The organism is Photobacterium sp. DNB23_23_1 (assembly GCF_052873815.1).
In genome coordinates, this window is sequence record NZ_JBNNXT010000048.1 from 12,272 (window position 1) to 29,273 (window position 17,002).

Genomic DNA, 17,002 nt, shown 5'->3' on the forward strand with positions numbered 1-17,002 from the left:
GATGGCATTACAAGAAGTACACATTTCCAGCTTGGTTGTTCATGTAAAGCCGGAGTATCTGACCTCTGTGAAAGAGCAGATCGTAGCAATGCCGAATGCAGAAATATACGGCGACAGTGAAGAAGGTAAGATTATCGTGGTTCTGGAAACTGAAAACCAGGGCTATGTGACTGACACAATAGATAAAATTAATAACTTAGAACACGTTTTAACCACGTTTTTAGTGTATCACCAAATCGAACAGTTCGACTCGCAATCTGAGGAAGATTCATGAAAATGACAAGACGCGCGTTTGTGAAAGCAAACGCCGCTGCATCGGCAGCAGCTGTGGCGGGGATTTCGTTGCCAGCATCAGCAACTAACTTAATCGTTAGTTCTGACGAAACCAAAATTAAGTGGGATAAAGCGCCTTGTCGTTTTTGTGGTACAGGTTGTTCGGTACTTGTTGGTACGCAGAATGGTCGTGTTGTGGCTACTCAGGGTGATCCTGAAGCACCAGTCAACAAGGGCTTGAACTGTATCAAAGGTTATTTCCTGTCGAAGATTATGTACGGCAAGGATCGTCTACAAACGCCAATGTTGCGTATGAAAAATGGTCAATACGCTAAAGACGGCGATTTCCAGTCAGTATCTTGGGATAAAGCATTCGATGTAATGGCTGAGAAATGGAAAGAAGCACTGAAGAAACACGGTCCTTCTGGCGTCGGTATGTTCGGCTCGGGCCAGTGGACGGTAATGGAAGGCTACGCGGCATCGAAAATGATGAAGGCGGGTTTCCGTTCAAACAACATTGACCCGAATGCACGCCACTGTATGGCGTCTGCGGTCGTTGGCTTCATGCGTACTTTTGGTATCGATGAGCCGATGGGCTGTTACGACGATTTCGAAAATGCTGACTCCTTTGTGCTTTGGGGCTCTAACATGGCGGAAATGCACCCAGTGCTATGGACTCGCCTGACTGACCGTCGCCTAAGCAACCCACATGTTAAAGTGAATGTGTTATCGACGTATTACCACCGTTCGTTTGAACTTGCAGACAACGGCATGATCTTCGAACCACAGACCGACCTTGCGATTGCAAACTTCATCGCGAACTACATCATCCAGAATGATGCGGTTAACTGGGCGTTTGTGAACAAGCACACCAACTTCAAGCGTGCTGAAACCGATATCGGCTATGGTCTGCGTGATGAACATCCACTGCAGCAGAAAGCGAAACATGCTAACTCGGGTGCGATGCATGCGATGACATTCGACGAGTATAAAGCCTCTGTTGCTGAATACACGGTAGAAAAAGCCTCTGAGATGTCAGGTGTTTCACAAGAGAAGCTGATTGAGTTGGCGAAACAATACGCCGATCCAAAGACCAAAGTGATGTCATTGTGGACCATGGGCATGAACCAACACACCCGTGGTGTGTGGATGAACAGCCTTGTTTATAACATTCACTTGCTAACCGGTAAGATCTCTCAGCCTGGTAACAGCCCATTCTCGCTAACGGGTCAGCCATCTGCGTGCGGTACTGCGCGTGAAGTGGGTACGTTTGCCCACCGTCTTCCTGCTGACATGGTGGTTGCAAATCCTAAGCACCGTGCGATTGCAGAGAAAATTTGGAAACTGCCGGAAGGCACTATTCCGCCAAAACCAGGCTATCACGCCGTACAGCATGACCGTATGTTGAAAGACGGTAAGATGAACGCTTACTGGGTAATGTGTAACAACAATATGCAGGCTGGTCCGAACATTAACGAAGAGCGTCTGCCGGGTTACCGTAACCCAGATAACTTTATTGTCTGTTCTGATCCGTACCCAACGGCAACAGCTCAAGCGGCTGATCTTGTTCTGCCAACCGCAATGTGGGTAGAGAAAGAAGGTGCTTACGGTAACGCAGAGCGCCGTACTCAGGTTTGGTATCAGCAGGTAGAAACGCAAGGTGAATCTAAATCTGACCTTTGGCAGATCATGGAGTTCTCCAAGCGTTTCACCGTTGAAGAAGTATGGGGTGAAGAGCTAGTTGCGAAAGCACCACAGTACCGCGGCAAGACCATGTACGACATGCTGTTCAAAAATGGCCAGATCGATAAATTCCCACTTTCTGATGCGCAGTCATTGAACGATGATGCCAAAGCACAAGGCTTCTACGTTCAGAAAGGCTTGTTCGAAGAGTATGCCGCGTTCGGTCGCGGTAAAGCGCACGATTTAGCACCATACGACACCTACCACCAGGTTCGTGGTCTGCGCTGGCCAGTTGTTGATGGCAAAGAGACCAAGTGGCGTTTCTCTGAGGGCCATGACTCATACGTACCAGCAGGTGAAGGTTTCCGTTTCTACGGCCACAACGATGGCAAAGCAAATATCATCTTTGCACCGTTTGAGCCTGCCCCGGAAGTGCCTGATGCAGAATACGACCTATGGATGTCGACCGGTCGTGTTCTTGAGCATTGGCATACCGGTACCATGACTCGTCGTGTCCCTGAGCTATACAAAGCGGTTCCGGATGCACTGTGCTACTTGCACCCGGATGATGCTGAATCTCGCGGTCTGCGTCGCGGTGATGAAGTGCTAGTTACCTCTCGCCGTGGTGAAGTACGTTGTCGCGTTGAGACCCGTGGCCGTAACCGCCCGCCAGTGGGCTTGGTATTTATCCCATTCTTTGATGCCCGTATTTTGGTGAATAAGTTGATTCTGGATGCAACCGATCCGCTTTCGAAGCAGACCGACTTCAAGAAGTGCCCTGTGAAAATCACCAAAGTATAAATAGCAATAAATTGAATAGGTTGGCTGTCTGGCATTATGCCGGACAGCCCTACCTTGACCTGAGTTTAGCCTGTAGGCGGAGAATACAATGAAACGATTAGTCGTAGCAGTAATGGCACTAGGCATGGTGCTGGCTGGTGCTGTGCATAGTGCAGAAGAGTTGCAAAACCCTGGTGGTATCGGTGGCCTAGAGTCATTGCGTGGTGCAAGCGAGCTGGAAGCTACCCGTGCTGCGGATCCAATGAAACGCTACCCTCGTGATCAAGGTACGATCGACAGCGATTACGTGTACCAACCGCCGTTGGTACCGCACACGATCCGTAATTACGAAGTGTCAAAGAATGCCAACAAATGTCTGGCTTGTCATAGCTGGAAAAATGCCAATGAAATGGGCGCAACCAAGATCAGCGTGACGCATTACCAGTCACCACGTGAAGGGCAGGTATTGTCCGATGTATCACCGGCTCGTTACTTCTGTCTTCAGTGTCATGTGCCACAAGCGGATGCGAAGCCGTTGGTTGAAAATGATTTTGAGCGTGTCGACGCACTGCGTTAATTAGCCAGTTTTAAAGAGAGGCTATCAATGAAAATGTTAAAAACCTTTTGGCGTAGGTTTTCCTCACCAAGTAAGGTCGCAGTGGGTCTGGTGCTCTTTATGGGCTTTATGGGCGGCTTGCTGTTCTGGGGTGCGTTCAACACCGGTATGGAAGCCACGAACACCGAAGAATTCTGCGCTGGTTGTCACGCACCGATCGTGAAAGAGATCCGTGAAACGGTTCACTTTGCTAATCGCTCGGGGGTTCGTGCAATTTGTTCAGACTGCCACGTACCGCATAATTGGACCGATAAAATTGTTCGTAAGGTTCAGGCATCAAAAGAGCTGGTGGCTCATGCGATGGGGACAATTGATACTCAAGAGAAATTCGAAGAGCGACGGGGTTATCTTGCTAACCGGGAATGGCACAGGATGAAAGAAAATGATTCGCAGGAGTGTCGTAACTGTCACGAATTCGAATACATGGATTTCTCCGAGCAGGGTAGCCGCAGTGCGAAGCAGCACTCAACGGCCCTAGCGTCAGGTGATAAGACCTGTGTCGATTGTCATAAGGGTATTGCTCATAAACTGCCTGATATGAAAGACATTGAAGGTTGGCAGTAAGCCCGGATAAGGAGAAACAATGAGTACATTAGAATCTATCTTCTGGCATGTACTGGGCTATGCGGCCATGCCTGTTATTATCCTGTCTGGCTTCGCGGCTGTAGCGGTGATTTGTATCATGCTATTGTCGTTAGGTAAGGATAAAAATATCTAGAGGCGTATCCTGCCTTCGGTAAATGAAAGCCATGCCGCTCAGCATGGCTTTTTGCATTTCTCCTCCCGAACTGCAAGTAATACCAACCTACATAAATATTTGATCAGCCTTGCTGGTTAAAATCGCTGTTCTCTGTGTTAGATATTTTGTAATTAGAGCCACTAACTACTGCAATTAACAACGATTTATCTGTTCAGTTTTTAGTTGAGGGTTAAGTACCCTTCTTTCTCCAGCATCACCCGAAAGCTATCTGCGCGGTCTCGGTTAACCCCGAAATCGGAATAGCCGGTACGGGATTCAGAGCGAACAATGAGTTGGTTGGCTTGTTTTCGGACTTCGAAATCATCAACAAACCGGAAGATTTTGCTGGTACATTCCACCCGAAAATAATCGTCTTTCTTTGTGGCGAGGGAGGCTCCTGGAAGAGACAGCGCCAGCTGTTCAATGTGTTCCCAATGCTCAAGGCCCTTGTGGCTAAGTTCAAACGGTGCCAAGTTGTGCGCTTCTCGGGTATCGACGGTACTGACACAGTTAGGCTTTTCGCCGCAAGGCTGGTTTACCTCTATTGTTGCATATTTAGAAGCAGAGTCTGGGCTACCGCATCCAACCAACATTCCTAACATGGCCACTAAGGGAATAAAGCGAAAACGATGTTGTTCAATCATCCATGAATCCTTGTGAGATTTAACCGAGTTGAAGGTAACCAATGAAGCCTAGCCAAGAGGCAACCAGCAATAACCACGGGAGCCAGTGTTGTTTACTCTTGACGACCTCCTGCTGCGGTGTTGCGGTTTCTACAGCTGTAGCTTCTATATCCTGGGCCCTGTCTCTGGTTTGTTTTTTCCGTAGCTTATCGCGCTCACGGGCTTTGGCTTTCTGCTGTTTTTTGTATTGCTCGATGCCGTGCTGGATCCCTTGAGCTATCAGTTTAGTTTGGTCTTTGGTCTGCCCTGGTTTCTGAGTTGCACGAGCAATCTTTAGTGCTTCTGCTTGAGTTTCTGGGGACGGGGTCCCTTGGACTTTTTTGTTTACCATTGTTAATCCGAACCATCATTTTCTTTTGCCGAATTATACCGCTGATAATATTAATTCGCACACTTCGGAAATTTATATTCATCAAAAGTGGTAGGAATTTTACGTCATATGAATGAGAAGTGAACAAGGGGTTAAATTGCAATTAATATCTATTAAGGCTATGAATTTAAAAGCTTATTTAGGAAAGTATAGCTAGTAGAGAATAATTATTCCTGATGTGACTTTTGTAATAAAACTAGAAAATTAACATATTTCATTCAGTAAAACGTGATCATACCTGCAAGTTCAATATCCAAACAGTGCGTTGAACCACATAATTTGCCTCTACGGGTAGCGGTTGTGACCAGATCGATTAATGTGTGCTTAGTACTGAACAGTGTTGTTATATCGGCCCCGGTTATACAATTATGCCCGTAATAGCCACAGAAGACGTTGGTTATTGAAATTTTGAGGCAAAACCTCCATTGCATATTAAGCAGTGAGGAGCGGGGAAAGTAAGTGTTATATCCGATAGAAACGTACGACAAGCATGGCTTGTTGAAACCATCAGCCATGCTGTGGCTTTGCTGGTTGTTCAGTGCCAAGGGATGGGTCATTTTTGTCATGGCGGGCGCAAGTCGCCAGCAAGGTGCCCAGATCTTGGAAGTTTTGTATCCCTTGCGAGATAACTTATATCTGGCAATGCTGTTGGGACTCCCTGCACTGATCTATATGTGGCTGGCCGGTTACCGACACAAAAATAATAAATTAATAAATTTGGTATGGCAGCATGGGAAAGGGATCCTACTGCTGACCTATACAACAGATTGTGTTTTGCAAATGTATCAGCTGATGTTGACCCAAGGGGCCTTCAGCTGGACCCGAGCGGTCAGCCTGCTGCTGACATTCTGGCTTGGTGGATACCTGCTTAGAAGCTCCAGGGTCAGAAATACATTTGCGGACAAGCCCGTAGAGAGGTAAGTACAATGAGTGATTGGGGTAAAGGGTTGGTGCTGTTCAGCGCACTGCTAAGCCCGTTAGCCATGGCCGATTGGCTATTAGATGTAAATTTTGAATTAACGGGCGCAACAGGTAGCACTCAGTCAGTGAATACCTCGCTGTCATTATTGCCAGGAGAAGAAACAGTCTTTTTTGGTAGTAATATCGATAATGATGATAGTCGTCGAGAATTAGTCGGCAGCGCCGAGCTGTTGGAAGTCTCCGCGGAAGAAGTGAAGATCGCGTTCAAGGTTCAGGAGCGGCTTGATGACGGCGGCTGGCGAACACTGGTGTCGCCAACAATATCTACTGGCTTGAATGTCCCAACAAAGTTTGAAGGGCTTGATAACGGTGGTGATCAGCAAGTGAAGCTTCAAGTTGAAGTGACGTCGGTATAAGCGCTAGATGTTACCTTGATATTTTTAAAAACCCGCAATCGCGGGTTTTTTGCTGCCTGTAGGTTTGAAAGACGTAGACTAAACGGCAGTATCTAGCACTGTGCCACTGCCTGTCCCCTTATCAGCGTTATTATATCCCGCAAGGGTGAGAGAGCGAAAAGTATGACATTGTAATCGTTGATATAACCGTTGGTGATATGTGCTCTACGCGATTGATTTTCCTTGTGTAAGTCTGCTCTGCTGACAATGATCAATTTTCCTTGTTGTATTCTCGTTATACTCTGATCAGAATAATGCTGTATCAGCAAGGATAATAAGTTAGGAGAAAAATATGGCTACGGCGCAACCTTTGATTTTGCCTGAAGCAGGACCATTCGCATTGTATGTTGTCATGAAGGCAACGGGTGACAACAAGGCGCTTATTGAGCGCTGCCAGCAAGTTCATACATTGGTCGATGAGATAAACAGTCAGCAGCCGGATGCTGAACTTCGTGCCAGTATTGCCTTCGGCAAGACATTCTGGGCATCCCTGGAAAAGGGGCTGCCTGCAGATTTTGACGACTTTGAAGCATTAGGTGAGGGCCAGGTTACGGCACCAGCCACAGGTGGTGATGTATTGCTGCATCTTAATTCAAGCCGTCATGATTTGAATTTCTACCTGCTACGTCAATTTATTTCGCCTATCGCCGAGCATGTGGAAATCATGGATGAAACCTACGGTTTCAAATATCTTGATTCGCGCGATATGACTGATTTCGTTGATGGGACCGAGAACCCTAAAACGCTAGAAGCACGTCAGGATGTTGCACTGATCCAAGAGGGAGACTTCGCTGGTGGCAGCTTTGTGATGTTACAGCGTTTTGTGCATAACCTACCGGCTTGGAATCGCTTGAATATACAGGCGCAGGAAAAAGTAGTCGGTCGTACTAAGCCTGATTCTATTGAACTGGAAGATGTACCTGCTGCATCACACGTTGGACGTGTTGATATTAAAGAAGAAGGCAAGGGGCTGAAGATAGTTCGCCATAGCTTGCCATATGGCTCTGTAAGCGGCGATCACGGCTTGTTGTTCATTGCATATTGTCATACTCAGCATAACTTCAAAGTGATGCTGGAGAGCATGTACGGCCACACAGACGGTAAAACCGATCAGTTGTTGCGTTTCACTACAGCAGTAACCGGTGCGTACTTCTTCGCACCATCGGTAGAAGTGCTTAACTCTTTGTAAGAGTGGCTGTAGGCCATGGGCGCTGGGCCAGAGGTAAAGCTTGGTGCTTGGGAATATGAAAGATAGGAGGTAATGTTTGTATTGCCTCCTATTTTTATTGCGTCTTATTATACCAAGCTACATAAATATTTGATCAGTCTTGCTGGTTAAAATCGCTGCTCTCTGCGTTATATATTTTGTAATTAGAGCCACTAGTTACTGCAATATCTGCCTTGATAACAACGATTTTTCCAGCGCAAATACTTGATCAACTACTTATCCAGTTTGGTATTACTCAAAAGTAAATTTTGAATCGTCAATCGCCAGATAAACAAAAAGCGCCGCCCGAGGGCAGCGCTTTTGCAAAGATTGAAACAATCTTACTTCTTGATGCGAAGAACTGGAGTTTCACCCACAGTTGTTGCGCCAGAAAGTTTGTTCAGCTCTTTGATTTCGTCCATGTTAGAGATAACAACTGGAGTAAGAGTTGATTTCGCTTTCTCTTCTAGAAGTGCTAGATCGAATTCGATAACAGTGTCACCAACTTTAACTGTCTGGCCTTCCTCTGCGATGCGAGTGAAGCCTTCACCTTTAAGTTCAACAGTGTCGATACCGAAGTGAACGAATAGCTCGATGCCGTCGTCAGACTCGATAGAGAAAGCGTGGTTTGTTTCGAAGATCTTGCCGATAGTACCGTTTACTGGTGCAACCATTTTGTTGCCAGCAGGTTTAATAGCGATACCGTCACCAACGATTTTCTCTGCGAAAACAACATCTGGCACATCTTCGATGTTTACGATTTCACCAGAAAGCGGTGCGATGATTTCGATAGCACCAGTTTCAGTGTTGTCATCAGAAACCAGCTTCTTCAATTTGTCAAACAGACCCATATCGTTGCTCCTAAGCGTTTTTATTCTATCTGCAGCTATATTAGCAGATGGTCTTTTCTGCGATGAATTTTTCTACGTGAGCTTCAATTTCAGCAGCAGTAGGCATAGCAAGCGCTTGCTCAGCCATTGCTTTAACATCAGCGAAATTAGCGTTGCGGATAATCTTTTTAATACGTGGAATCGAAATTCCGCTCATGCTGAATTCGTCCAAACCCATACCTAGAAGCAGTAGGGTTGCACGCTCATCACCCGCTAGCTCGCCACACATACCTGTCCATTTGCCTTCTTTGTGAGAAGCGTCGATAACTTGCTTGATCACAGTTAGGACTGCAGGTGATAGTGGGTTGTAAAGGTGAGAAATCAGCTCATTACCACGGTCAACAGCAAGAGTATACTGGGTTAAGTCATTAGTACCAATACTAAAGAACTCAACTTCTTTTGCCAGGTGGTGAGCGATTGCTGCAGCAGCAGGTGTTTCAACCATTACACCGATTTCGATGTTTTCGTCGAATGGCAAGCCTTCAGTGCGAAGTTCTGCTTTGTATTCTTCAATTGCTGCTTTTAGTTCGCGGATTTCTTCAACAGAGATAATCATCGGGAACATGATGCGGATCTTGCCGTGCGCAGATGCACGTAGGATACCACGAAGCTGGTCACGTAGGATTTCGCGACGGTCAAGACTGATTCGAACTGCACGCCAGCCTAGGAATGGGTTCATTTCTTGTGGCAGATCCATGTACGGTAGATCTTTGTCACCACCGATATCCATAGTACGGATGATCACTGGTTCGCCATGCATTGCTTCGGCAACGGCTTTGTATGCTGCGTATTGCTCTTCCTCGGTAGGAAGTGCATCGCGGTCCATGAACAGGAACTCGGTACGGTACAGGCCAACACCTTCACCACCGTTACGATTAATACCGTCACAGTCTTTTACTGTACCGATGTTACCGCAGACTTCCACTTGCTTGCCGTCAAGAGTGATAGCTGGCAAATCTTTCAGTTTTGCTAGCTCTTCTTTCTCGGCAATGTTTGCATCACGGATCGCTTTGAATTGGGTTACTTCAGCGTCAGATGGGTTGATAACAACCTTGTTGTTGATTGCATCAAGAATCAGCATATCGCCGTTCTTAACCTGAGCTGTAATGTCGTTTGTACCTACGATAGCAGGTAGCTCTAGAGAACGGGCCATGATAGAGGTGTGCGAAGTACGACCACCGATATCAGTGATGAAGCCAAGTACGTAATCTAGGTTGATTTGCGCAGTTTCAGAAGGTGTCAGGTCGTTTGCAACCAGGATAACTTCTTCATTGATTGCGCTTAGGTTGACGATGCTGATACCCAGTGCGTTTTTCACAAAACGGTTACCGATATCGCGGATGTCGGTAGCACGTTCTTTTAGGTATTCATCATCCAATGACTCAAGCGTTGCTGCTTGCTCTTCGATAATGCTGTAGATAGCAAGATCAGCAGAGGCATTGTTTTCTTTAATGAAGGCTATGATTTCTTCTTCTAGCTCTTCATCTTCCAGCAACATGATGTGGCCTTCAAAGATGGCTTCCTTCTCTTCACCGAAGGTCACACGTGCTTTTTCTTTGATAACTTCTAGTTGCTCAGAAGATTTTTTTCGAGCGTCGAAAAAACGTTGAATTTCGCTCTCAACTTGGTCCGCAGTGATTGGCGTTTTGTTTAGAACAATCGCTTCTTCCTGCAAAAGTAGTGCTTTACCAAAAGCAATACCAGGAGACGCCAGGATACCTGAAATCATAGCCTTACCTTAAAATATACTTGAAACTAGGGGAAGTAATAAACAGACTGCGTATTAGTGCAGTTCGTCCATTAGAGCAACTAGGTGGTCAACAGCTTGTTGAGCCTGAGCACCTTCAGCAGCGATAGTTACTACTGTGCCTTTAACTAGACCTAGAGTTTGAAGCTTGAATAGGCTCTTAGCGCTTGCACTTTTGCCGTTTGAAGTCACTGTGATGTCAGCGTCGAAAGATTTTGCTTCTTTAACGAACTGAGCAGCTGGACGAGTGTGTAGACCGTTTTCTGCAGTGATCTCAACTTGCTTCTGATACATTTTTCACCCCGATATAGATATTATTTATTTAATATTAACGTAACTGAAAGTAAGCTTAACCTGTTTACGCTAAGCTCGCTAACTGGGATTATAAACTACCCAACAGTTCGGTGTTTGAGATTAATCCAAGTCAATTTTTAGTGACTTTTCTCGCTTTTCTAACTTCGGCCAGTTTGTTTTTTGACCTTTTATTTTGAAGCTAAAAATAAACACAACGGATTTATATTAAAGCTACGGCCAAAATGCAACAAAAAGCCCCCCCGTAGGGAGGCTTTTTAGGCGAATTTGGAGTGGTAACACCTAAAAGTGTGATCACTGTTGGGTTTCTTTGTCGGTGAAGATACCGGCAAACAATGCAGTTGAAAGGTAACGTTCACCTGAACTTGGTAGCACAACAACGATGTTTTTGCCGGCAAATTCCGTACGTTCGGCGATGCGATTTGCTGCTACCACTGCCGCGCCAGAAGATATACCAGCCAAGATGCCTTCTTCTTCCATTAGGCGGCGTGCCATATCAATCGCATCTTCTGAGCTTACAAGCTCAACTTCGTCAATCAAATCAAGTTCAAGGTTGCCAGGAATGAAGCCTGCACCAATACCTTGGATTTTGTGCGGAGCCGGTTTGATCTCATCACCATTAAGCGCTTGAGTGATAACCGGTGACTCGGATGGTTCGACAGCAACCGTCGTAATCGCCTTGCCTTTCTGCTGTTTGATATAGCGGCTAACACCGGTCAGTGTACCGCCGGTACCGACACCTGAAACGAACACATCAACGTTGCCTTCGGTCGCATCCCAAATTTCAGGACCCGTTGTTTTTTCGTGGATTTCAGGGTTGGCTGGATTGTTGAATTGCTGAAGTAGTAGGTATTTGTCTGGGTCAGAGGCGACAATTTCTTCGGCCTTCTCGATAGCACCTTTCATGCCTTTTGGTGCTTCGGTCAGAACAAGGTTTGCGCCCAGAGCTTTTAGCAGCTTACGGCGCTCTAGGCTCATGCTTTCTGGCATGGTCAGGGTAAGTTTATAGCCACGGGCTGAAGCAACAAACGCAAGAGCAATACCTGTGTTACCACTTGTTGGTTCAACAAGCTCAACACCTTCTTTCAAAATACCTTTCTTCTCGGCATCCCAAATCATATTAGCGCCGATACGACATTTAACGCTGAAGCTTGGGTTGCGTGCTTCAACTTTAGCCAAGACGTTCCCTTTACTGACTCGGTTAAGGCGAACGAGCGGAGTGTTACCAATTGTTAGGGAGTTATCTTCGTAGATCTTGCTCATTGTTGTCGTTCCTTCGTAACGCGTTAAAAAATATAAGACACGTTAAGCATAACTCGTAAACGACGTTTGCAAAGTAATTTGTAGTTATATCTTATTGTTATATGGGAAATCCGTATGGAAGGCCAAGTAACTAAGAAAGACGAGCGGTTACTTTCCGCTCGCCTGTCGCCATTAGCCAGTCGCCAGATTAAAAGTTCCTGTGCTGCTCACGGTAGTGGTCGACCCACATGGCGGTTGCGCCACACACCGCAACCGGCATTACAAACAAGTTGACGATAGGGGTCATGGTGCACACCATGACTAAACTACCAAAGCTCAATGATGTACCGCGTTTGGTTTTCAATGCGTCGCGCATGGTCGTGAAAGGGACCTTGTGGTTGTCAAACGGGTAATCGGCGTACTGGATACTCATCATCCAGGCACTGAACAAGAACCACAGTACCGGGCCGACAGTCTGGCCAACGGCGGGGATCCACAGCAAAATGAACAGTCCGAGCGCTTTGGGCATGTAATACTTCAGCTTGATCCATTCACGGTGCATGATCCGCGGAAAATCTTTCATTACCTCGGTGATACCAGTATCGGGTGCCTTTTGGCCTGTCAGCTTGGCTTCGAGGTGTTCGGCGAGGAGTCCATTGAAGGGCGCGGCGATCCAGTTGGCTATTGTACTGAACAGATAGGAGAAGGTGACCAAGGTCGCAATGGCAAGCAGTGGCCAAAGTAGGTAGGACAGCCAATCGAGCCAGCTTGGCAGCTGGTTCATCCAACCGTCTATCCATGTACCGAGCTGGCTTAGCACTAAACCAAATGCCGTACCGAACAGAACGATATTAATCAGTAGAGGGAAAAGCACGAAGCGTCGTGTGCCCGGTTGGGTTGCCAGCGAAATTCCACGAAAGAAATAACCGGCACCACTCAACGGGGCTGAAAGTTGGGGGTGGGGCTGCCGGGACGATTGCATATTGGCTCCTTGGCAAATAATCAGAATACAGACATAAATGATCAGTGTTGGCAGTGATAGTAACGGTGATTAATAGCTATAAGCAAATTAACGCCGCATAGCGTCAGCTGGATATTGGCAAAAACGGTCAAAGCTTGTTCATTTTTGTGCTCGGTAGCACTATCTTGCACGAATAACGACATTCGTCTTCTCATTCTGATTTGAGTTTTGATACATTAGAGTAAAGTTAAGTCCATAATGAATGTTGTAAACGACTTCACTGAAGGACTGTCGTTGGTTTTTTAATTTGCACTTTATTGTCATAATGTCATGTCAGTTTGTGATAAAAAGTGCCAAGCTAAGTCGTTGAGGTTACACACTGGCTTGCCAGTGGATGTAATCCAGATGTTGATTTGCCCGGTTATGGGTTACAAGTAAATTCAGAGTATTCATATGCAGGAATTGCGTCTGGTTCTTATTATTGTCGGTGCGCTCGCTATTGCAGGGCTATTACTTCACGGATTGTGGAGTAGTCGGAAGGAAAAGCCTGCAAAATTTGGTGAGAAGCCACTGGGTAAGTTGAACAAGGCTTCCCGAGATTCGGAAGGTTTTGATAAGGATGGTGTAGGCAGCGTTAGGGTCTTAGGCTCTGAAAATGCGTCTGCTGAAGCGCCTCGTCAGGAAAGGAAAGAGCCAGAATTGCACTTTGGTGCGAAGCTGGATGCTGACCCGCTATTGGACGGACAAGTCGTTGCGACTCCAGCGCCTGCGCCTGTACAAAGTGAAATGACGTCTGTTTCTGAAGCTAAGAACATGCAAGCCGAAGAGCCTGTGGTAGAAAAAGTGGTTGTGCCTGCGTCTTTGGATAATTCGGTGCCAGCCGAACCACAGTCTCATGTCCAAACTGAGCCGCAAGCCGTGAAGCAAGAGCTGATCGCGCCACAGCCTCCTATCCAGCAGCAGCCTAATAAGAAGGCCGCTGAAAAGGTCGAGCCTGTTTTAAATGTTGAAAGTGCTGAGCAAGTTACTTTTGATGAAACTGCATCCATTGAGTCAATCGAAAGTAACCAGCAAGTTGCTCGACACACAGTTAGTTTAACTGAGCAAGAGCAGAATGTTTCTTCTGCAGAGGTTGAGGTTGCAGCCCCTGAATTGAGACAGCCTGCCGATACAGTTGAAATGGCAGCGCTTGAGCCTGTCGTTGAACCGACTTTAGACGAAGCCTCGAAGCCAGTCGAAGAGCCAAAACAACCAGCGGAGGCCGAAGTACTTCCTCCTGACTACCTGGTGCTGAATATCCATGCTCGAAATGGTGAGTTATTCCGCGGCAGCCGACTTTTTAACGCTTTTGAGCAAAACCACCTGATTTTTGGTGAGAACTCAGTCTATCATCGCCATGTTGATGCGGCTGGTACAGGGCCTGCGATCTTTAGCGTTACTAACATGGTCCATCCGGCGCATTTCCCTGAAGGCGGTAGTGATAGCTTTGAAACGCCGGGAGTTGCATTTTATTTGATGCTTCCTTGTGCGGTTGGTCGGGCAGATCAGAGCTTTAACATTATGTTGCAAACCGTTCAGCGTATTGCGGATAGCCTTGGTGGTGATGTGCTTGATCATGAGCGTAACCTGATCACCCCCCATAGGATCAGTGGCTATAGAGATAAAGCCCAGCGTTATACTGTTAACTGATCCGCTATAACCACATTGAGTGGAACGAATACAAATTGGCCCTTTATACGTTTTGGTATAAGGGGCCTTGTTTTTTTATATCCTTTTCCGAGCTAGCCCTAGAGGGTAAAGCGACTTGGTATTAGAACAGGTACATATATGAGTCACGACATTCAGCAGCAACTTGACGAGTTGCGTGAACTTCTCGCCTATCACGGTCACCGCTATTACGTAGAAGACAACCCGGAAATTCCTGATGTTGAATACGACCGTATGATGCAGCAGTTGCTGGCACTTGAGGCTGAATCTCCGGAGCTTGTAACTGTGGATTCCCCAAGTCAGCGAGTCGGTGGCAAGCCGCTTGACGGCTTTACCCAGATCACCCATGAAATTCCGATGCTGTCGTTGGACAATGCGTTCAATGATGATGACCTTCATGCCTTTGAAAAGCGAATGTTGGATCGCTTGTTGTCGGAATCCTCGCTGACTTACTGCTGTGAGCCGAAACTAGACGGCTTGGCAGTAAGTTTGATGTATGAAAATGGCGTATTGATCCAGGCAGCCACCCGAGGTGATGGCGCTATGGGGGAGAATATTACTGAGAATGTGCGTACTATCCGCTCGATACCGTTGAAACTTCGCGGTGAAGGTTGGCCGGCTCGTCTTGAAGTACGTGGCGAAGTTTTCATGCCGAAAAAAGGCTTTGAAGCGCTGAATGAAAAAGCGTTGAAGAAAGGCGAAAAGGCTTTTGCCAATCCCCGTAATGCAGCGGCAGGTAGTTTGCGTCAGCTTGACTCAAAGATCACCGCGACTCGCCCTTTGAGTTTTTATGCTTACTCCGTGGGTGTCGTTGAAGGTTTGGAGTTGGCACCAAGTCAGTATGAACGCTTGGTCCAGCTTAAAGGATGGGGTCTGCCGATGTGCCCGGAAATCCGCCAGTTGGCCAGTATGGATGAGGTGATCACTTACCATAAGATGATCGGCGATAAGCGTGAAGCCCTGCCGTATGAAATCGACGGTGTGGTGATCAAGATTGATGATGTTGCGCTTCAGCAGAAGCTAGGTTTTGTCGCTCGTGCTCCTCGCTGGGCCATTGCCTATAAATTCCCAGCTCAGGAAGAACTCACAATATTGAATAACGTCGAGTTCCAAGTGGGTCGAACCGGTGCAATTACCCCGGTGGCAAAATTAGAGCCCGTCTTTGTTGGTGGTGTGACTGTCAGTAATGCAACGCTACACAATGCCGATGAAATTGCCCGTCTTGGCGTAATGGTCGGTGATACGGTAGTGATCCGCCGGGCCGGTGATGTGATCCCACAGATTGCCTCTGTTATTGAATCCCGTCGTCCGGCCGATGCAAAGCCGATTGTTTTTCCTGAATCTTGCCCGGTGTGTGATTCAAAAGTTGAGCGAGTGGAAGGTGAAGCGGTTGCTCGTTGTTCTGGCGGTCTATTCTGCCAGGCACAACGAAAAGAAGCCTTGAAGCATTTTGTATCTCGTAAAGCATTGGATGTGGATGGCTGTGGCGTAAAAATCATTGAACAACTGGTTGATCGCGAAATGGTGGCAACGCCTGCTGATCTGTTCAAGCTATCAGCGGGTGTCGTCACTGTGTTAGAAAGGATGGGGCCGAAATCTGCACAGAAGCTAGTGGATTCACTGGCTGCCTCTAAGCTAACCACACTTGCACGTTTCTTATATTCGTTAGGTATTCGAGAAGTGGGCGAGGCAACAGCGGCTAACTTGGCTGCTCACTTTGAAACCTTGCCAGCGATTGAAGCCGCAAGCAAAGAGCAGCTAATTGAAGTCTCAGATGTCGGTGAGATAGTTGCTGCCCATGTTTATAACTTCTTCCGTGAGGCGCATAACCTGGCTGTGATTGAGGATCTTATTGCGGTAGGAATCCATTGGCCGGCGATTGAAAAGCGCGATGATGATGTTGAATTACCCCTAGAAGGGAAAATCGTTGTTTTGACCGGCAGCTTGTCGCAGTTAACGCGTTCAGATGCGAAGGCTGCACTGCAAAACCTGGGTGCCAAGGTAACCGGAAGTGTTTCTAAAAAGACGGACCTACTGGTTGCTGGTGAAGCGGCAGGGTCAAAATTGACCAAAGCTCAAGAGCTTGGCATCGAAATCTGGGATGAACAGCAGCTTGTAGACTTCATGGCTCGTTAAAAACGTTAAAATATAATTTATTGACGGAATTAACGTTAAGCAGCTCTAAGGCTATGTCCTTAGAGCTGTTTTTTTATGGTTATGGTATTTTTTTGTAGTTATTTTTCGACTCGAAATCATAGGGGCTTTTCAGCTGTTATGGGACTGTCAGAAAGGATGTAATCAATTACAAAGGAATGTGTCAAAAACATCCCCAAACAATAAACAACAAGAGGTGATGTGGGTAAGATATTGTTTTTATTAATTTTATTGTCGTTGCTTGCTTTTGGGTGAGCTGGGT

17 protein-coding genes are annotated in these 17,002 nt (G+C 46.7%); 10 read left to right on the plus strand and 7 right to left on the minus strand.

All coding sequences use genetic code 11. The features are described 5' to 3' along the window. Nucleotide 1 precedes the first annotated feature (1 nt). The 5 genes from ACVA53_RS21540 to ACVA53_RS21560 all read left to right on the plus strand — a co-directional run bounded on the left by ACVA53_RS21540 (nucleotide 2) and on the right by ACVA53_RS21560 (nucleotide 4,070). On the plus strand, nucleotides 2–274 hold the full coding sequence (locus ACVA53_RS21540) for a chaperone NapD (RefSeq protein ID WP_255040717.1): 273 nt from the start codon (nucleotides 2–4) through the stop codon (nucleotides 272–274). Continuing rightward, nucleotides 271–2,757: a periplasmic nitrate reductase subunit alpha gene (gene napA / locus ACVA53_RS21545; protein ID WP_446506213.1), complete on the plus strand. Its 2,487-nt coding sequence runs from the start codon at nucleotides 271–273 to the stop codon at nucleotides 2,755–2,757. The genes ACVA53_RS21540 and napA overlap by 4 nt, the downstream gene beginning before the upstream one ends. Before the next feature lie 88 nt (nucleotides 2,758–2,845). Further along, nucleotides 2,846–3,313, plus strand: coding sequence for a nitrate reductase cytochrome c-type subunit (locus tag ACVA53_RS21550; protein ID WP_255040719.1), 468 nt, complete (start codon nucleotides 2,846–2,848; stop codon nucleotides 3,311–3,313). 27 nt (nucleotides 3,314–3,340) lie between these two features. Next, complete coding sequence (locus tag ACVA53_RS21555; RefSeq protein ID WP_255040720.1) at nucleotides 3,341–3,916, plus strand: NapC/NirT family cytochrome c; 576 nt, start codon at nucleotides 3,341–3,343, stop codon at nucleotides 3,914–3,916. A gap of 19 nt (nucleotides 3,917–3,935) precedes the next feature. Then, a complete protein-coding gene (locus ACVA53_RS21560) occupies nucleotides 3,936–4,070 on the plus strand; it encodes a TIGR02808 family protein (RefSeq protein WP_107350611.1) in 135 nt (44 codons plus the stop codon). A gap of 200 nt (nucleotides 4,071–4,270) precedes the next feature. Here the strand turns inward: ACVA53_RS21560 and ACVA53_RS21565 are convergent, their stop codons facing one another. Beyond that, complete coding sequence (locus ACVA53_RS21565) at nucleotides 4,271–4,735, minus strand: DUF1499 domain-containing protein (protein ID WP_446506214.1); 465 nt, start codon at nucleotides 4,733–4,735, stop codon at nucleotides 4,271–4,273. Between the two features lie 19 nt (nucleotides 4,736–4,754). Further along, complete coding sequence (locus ACVA53_RS21570) at nucleotides 4,755–5,105, minus strand: DUF2956 domain-containing protein (protein WP_446506215.1); 351 nt, start codon at nucleotides 5,103–5,105, stop codon at nucleotides 4,755–4,757. A 498-nt stretch (nucleotides 5,106–5,603) separates the two neighbouring features. Between ACVA53_RS21570 and ACVA53_RS21575 the strand changes: the two genes are divergently transcribed. The 3 genes from ACVA53_RS21575 (at nucleotide 5,604) to ACVA53_RS21585 (ending at nucleotide 7,709) form a co-directional block, all read left to right on the plus strand. After that, entirely contained in the window at nucleotides 5,604–6,065 is a 462-nt protein-coding gene (locus ACVA53_RS21575) for a DUF2919 domain-containing protein (RefSeq protein WP_446506216.1), read from the plus strand. Nucleotides 6,066–6,070: 5 nt separating this feature from the next. Further along, complete coding sequence (locus ACVA53_RS21580) at nucleotides 6,071–6,481, plus strand: hypothetical protein (RefSeq protein WP_446506217.1); 411 nt, start codon at nucleotides 6,071–6,073, stop codon at nucleotides 6,479–6,481. Nucleotides 6,482–6,812: 331 nt separating this feature from the next. Beyond that, nucleotides 6,813–7,709, plus strand: a complete 897-nt coding sequence (locus ACVA53_RS21585) for a Dyp-type peroxidase (RefSeq protein ID WP_446506218.1) — start codon at nucleotides 6,813–6,815, stop codon at nucleotides 7,707–7,709. 359 nt (nucleotides 7,710–8,068) lie between these two features. Here ACVA53_RS21585 and crr read toward each other — a convergent pair whose 3' ends face one another. The 5 genes from crr to cysZ form a co-directional block, all read right to left on the minus strand. Next, nucleotides 8,069–8,578 (minus strand): PTS glucose transporter subunit IIA, encoded by a 510-nt coding sequence (gene crr / locus ACVA53_RS21590; protein WP_446506219.1) that lies wholly within the window; start codon nucleotides 8,576–8,578, stop codon nucleotides 8,069–8,071. A gap of 40 nt (nucleotides 8,579–8,618) precedes the next feature. After that, on the minus strand, nucleotides 8,619–10,346 hold the full coding sequence (gene ptsI / locus ACVA53_RS21595) for a phosphoenolpyruvate-protein phosphotransferase PtsI (RefSeq protein ID WP_446506220.1): 1,728 nt from the start codon (nucleotides 10,344–10,346) through the stop codon (nucleotides 8,619–8,621). Between the two features lie 54 nt (nucleotides 10,347–10,400). Then, nucleotides 10,401–10,658 carry an HPr family phosphocarrier protein gene (locus ACVA53_RS21600; protein ID WP_255042110.1) on the minus strand — a complete coding sequence of 86 codons (258 nt, stop codon included), beginning with the start codon at nucleotides 10,656–10,658 and terminating at the stop codon, nucleotides 10,401–10,403. Between the two features lie 312 nt (nucleotides 10,659–10,970). Next, nucleotides 10,971–11,939: a cysteine synthase A gene (gene cysK, locus ACVA53_RS21605; RefSeq protein ID WP_446506221.1), complete on the minus strand. Its 969-nt coding sequence runs from the start codon at nucleotides 11,937–11,939 to the stop codon at nucleotides 10,971–10,973. Nucleotides 11,940–12,126: 187 nt separating this feature from the next. Next, complete coding sequence (gene cysZ / locus ACVA53_RS21610) at nucleotides 12,127–12,900, minus strand: sulfate transporter CysZ (RefSeq protein ID WP_446506222.1); 774 nt, start codon at nucleotides 12,898–12,900, stop codon at nucleotides 12,127–12,129. A gap of 432 nt (nucleotides 12,901–13,332) precedes the next feature. Here cysZ and zipA point away from each other — a divergent pair, with 432 nt between their 5' ends. Then, a complete protein-coding gene (zipA, locus tag ACVA53_RS21615; protein ID WP_446506223.1) occupies nucleotides 13,333–14,568 on the plus strand; it encodes a cell division protein ZipA in 1,236 nt (411 codons plus the stop codon). A 138-nt stretch (nucleotides 14,569–14,706) separates the two neighbouring features. Further along, a complete protein-coding gene (ligA, locus tag ACVA53_RS21620; protein ID WP_446506224.1) occupies nucleotides 14,707–16,722 on the plus strand; it encodes an NAD-dependent DNA ligase LigA in 2,016 nt (671 codons plus the stop codon). Nucleotides 16,723–17,002: the final 280 nt, after the last annotated feature.

Excerpts from the sequence above, each read along its gene's own strand:
- ACVA53_RS21540 (WP_255040717.1), top strand. The coding sequence starts at position 2 with ATGGCATTACAAGAAGTACACATTTCCAGCTTGGTTGTTCATGTAAAG.
- napA (WP_446506213.1), top strand. The coding sequence starts at position 271 with ATGAAAATGACAAGACGCGCGTTTGTGAAAGCAAACGCCGCTGCATCG.
- ACVA53_RS21550 (WP_255040719.1), top strand. The coding sequence starts at position 2,846 with ATGAAACGATTAGTCGTAGCAGTAATGGCACTAGGCATGGTGCTGGCT.
- ACVA53_RS21555 (WP_255040720.1), top strand. The coding sequence starts at position 3,341 with ATGAAAATGTTAAAAACCTTTTGGCGTAGGTTTTCCTCACCAAGTAAG.
- ACVA53_RS21560 (WP_107350611.1), top strand. The coding sequence starts at position 3,936 with ATGAGTACATTAGAATCTATCTTCTGGCATGTACTGGGCTATGCGGCC.
- ACVA53_RS21565 (WP_446506214.1), bottom strand. The coding sequence starts at position 4,735 with ATGATTGAACAACATCGTTTTCGCTTTATTCCCTTAGTGGCCATGTTA.
- ACVA53_RS21570 (WP_446506215.1), bottom strand. The coding sequence starts at position 5,105 with ATGGTAAACAAAAAAGTCCAAGGGACCCCGTCCCCAGAAACTCAAGCA.
- ACVA53_RS21580 (WP_446506217.1), top strand. The coding sequence starts at position 6,071 with ATGAGTGATTGGGGTAAAGGGTTGGTGCTGTTCAGCGCACTGCTAAGC.
- ACVA53_RS21585 (WP_446506218.1), top strand. The coding sequence starts at position 6,813 with ATGGCTACGGCGCAACCTTTGATTTTGCCTGAAGCAGGACCATTCGCA.
- crr (WP_446506219.1), bottom strand. The coding sequence starts at position 8,578 with ATGGGTCTGTTTGACAAATTGAAGAAGCTGGTTTCTGATGACAACACT.
- ptsI (WP_446506220.1), bottom strand. The coding sequence starts at position 10,346 with ATGATTTCAGGTATCCTGGCGTCTCCTGGTATTGCTTTTGGTAAAGCA.
- ACVA53_RS21600 (WP_255042110.1), bottom strand. The coding sequence starts at position 10,658 with ATGTATCAGAAGCAAGTTGAGATCACTGCAGAAAACGGTCTACACACT.
- cysK (WP_446506221.1), bottom strand. The coding sequence starts at position 11,939 with ATGAGCAAGATCTACGAAGATAACTCCCTAACAATTGGTAACACTCCG.
- cysZ (WP_446506222.1), bottom strand. The coding sequence starts at position 12,900 with ATGCAATCGTCCCGGCAGCCCCACCCCCAACTTTCAGCCCCGTTGAGT.
- zipA (WP_446506223.1), top strand. The coding sequence starts at position 13,333 with ATGCAGGAATTGCGTCTGGTTCTTATTATTGTCGGTGCGCTCGCTATT.
- ligA (WP_446506224.1), top strand. The coding sequence starts at position 14,707 with ATGAGTCACGACATTCAGCAGCAACTTGACGAGTTGCGTGAACTTCTC.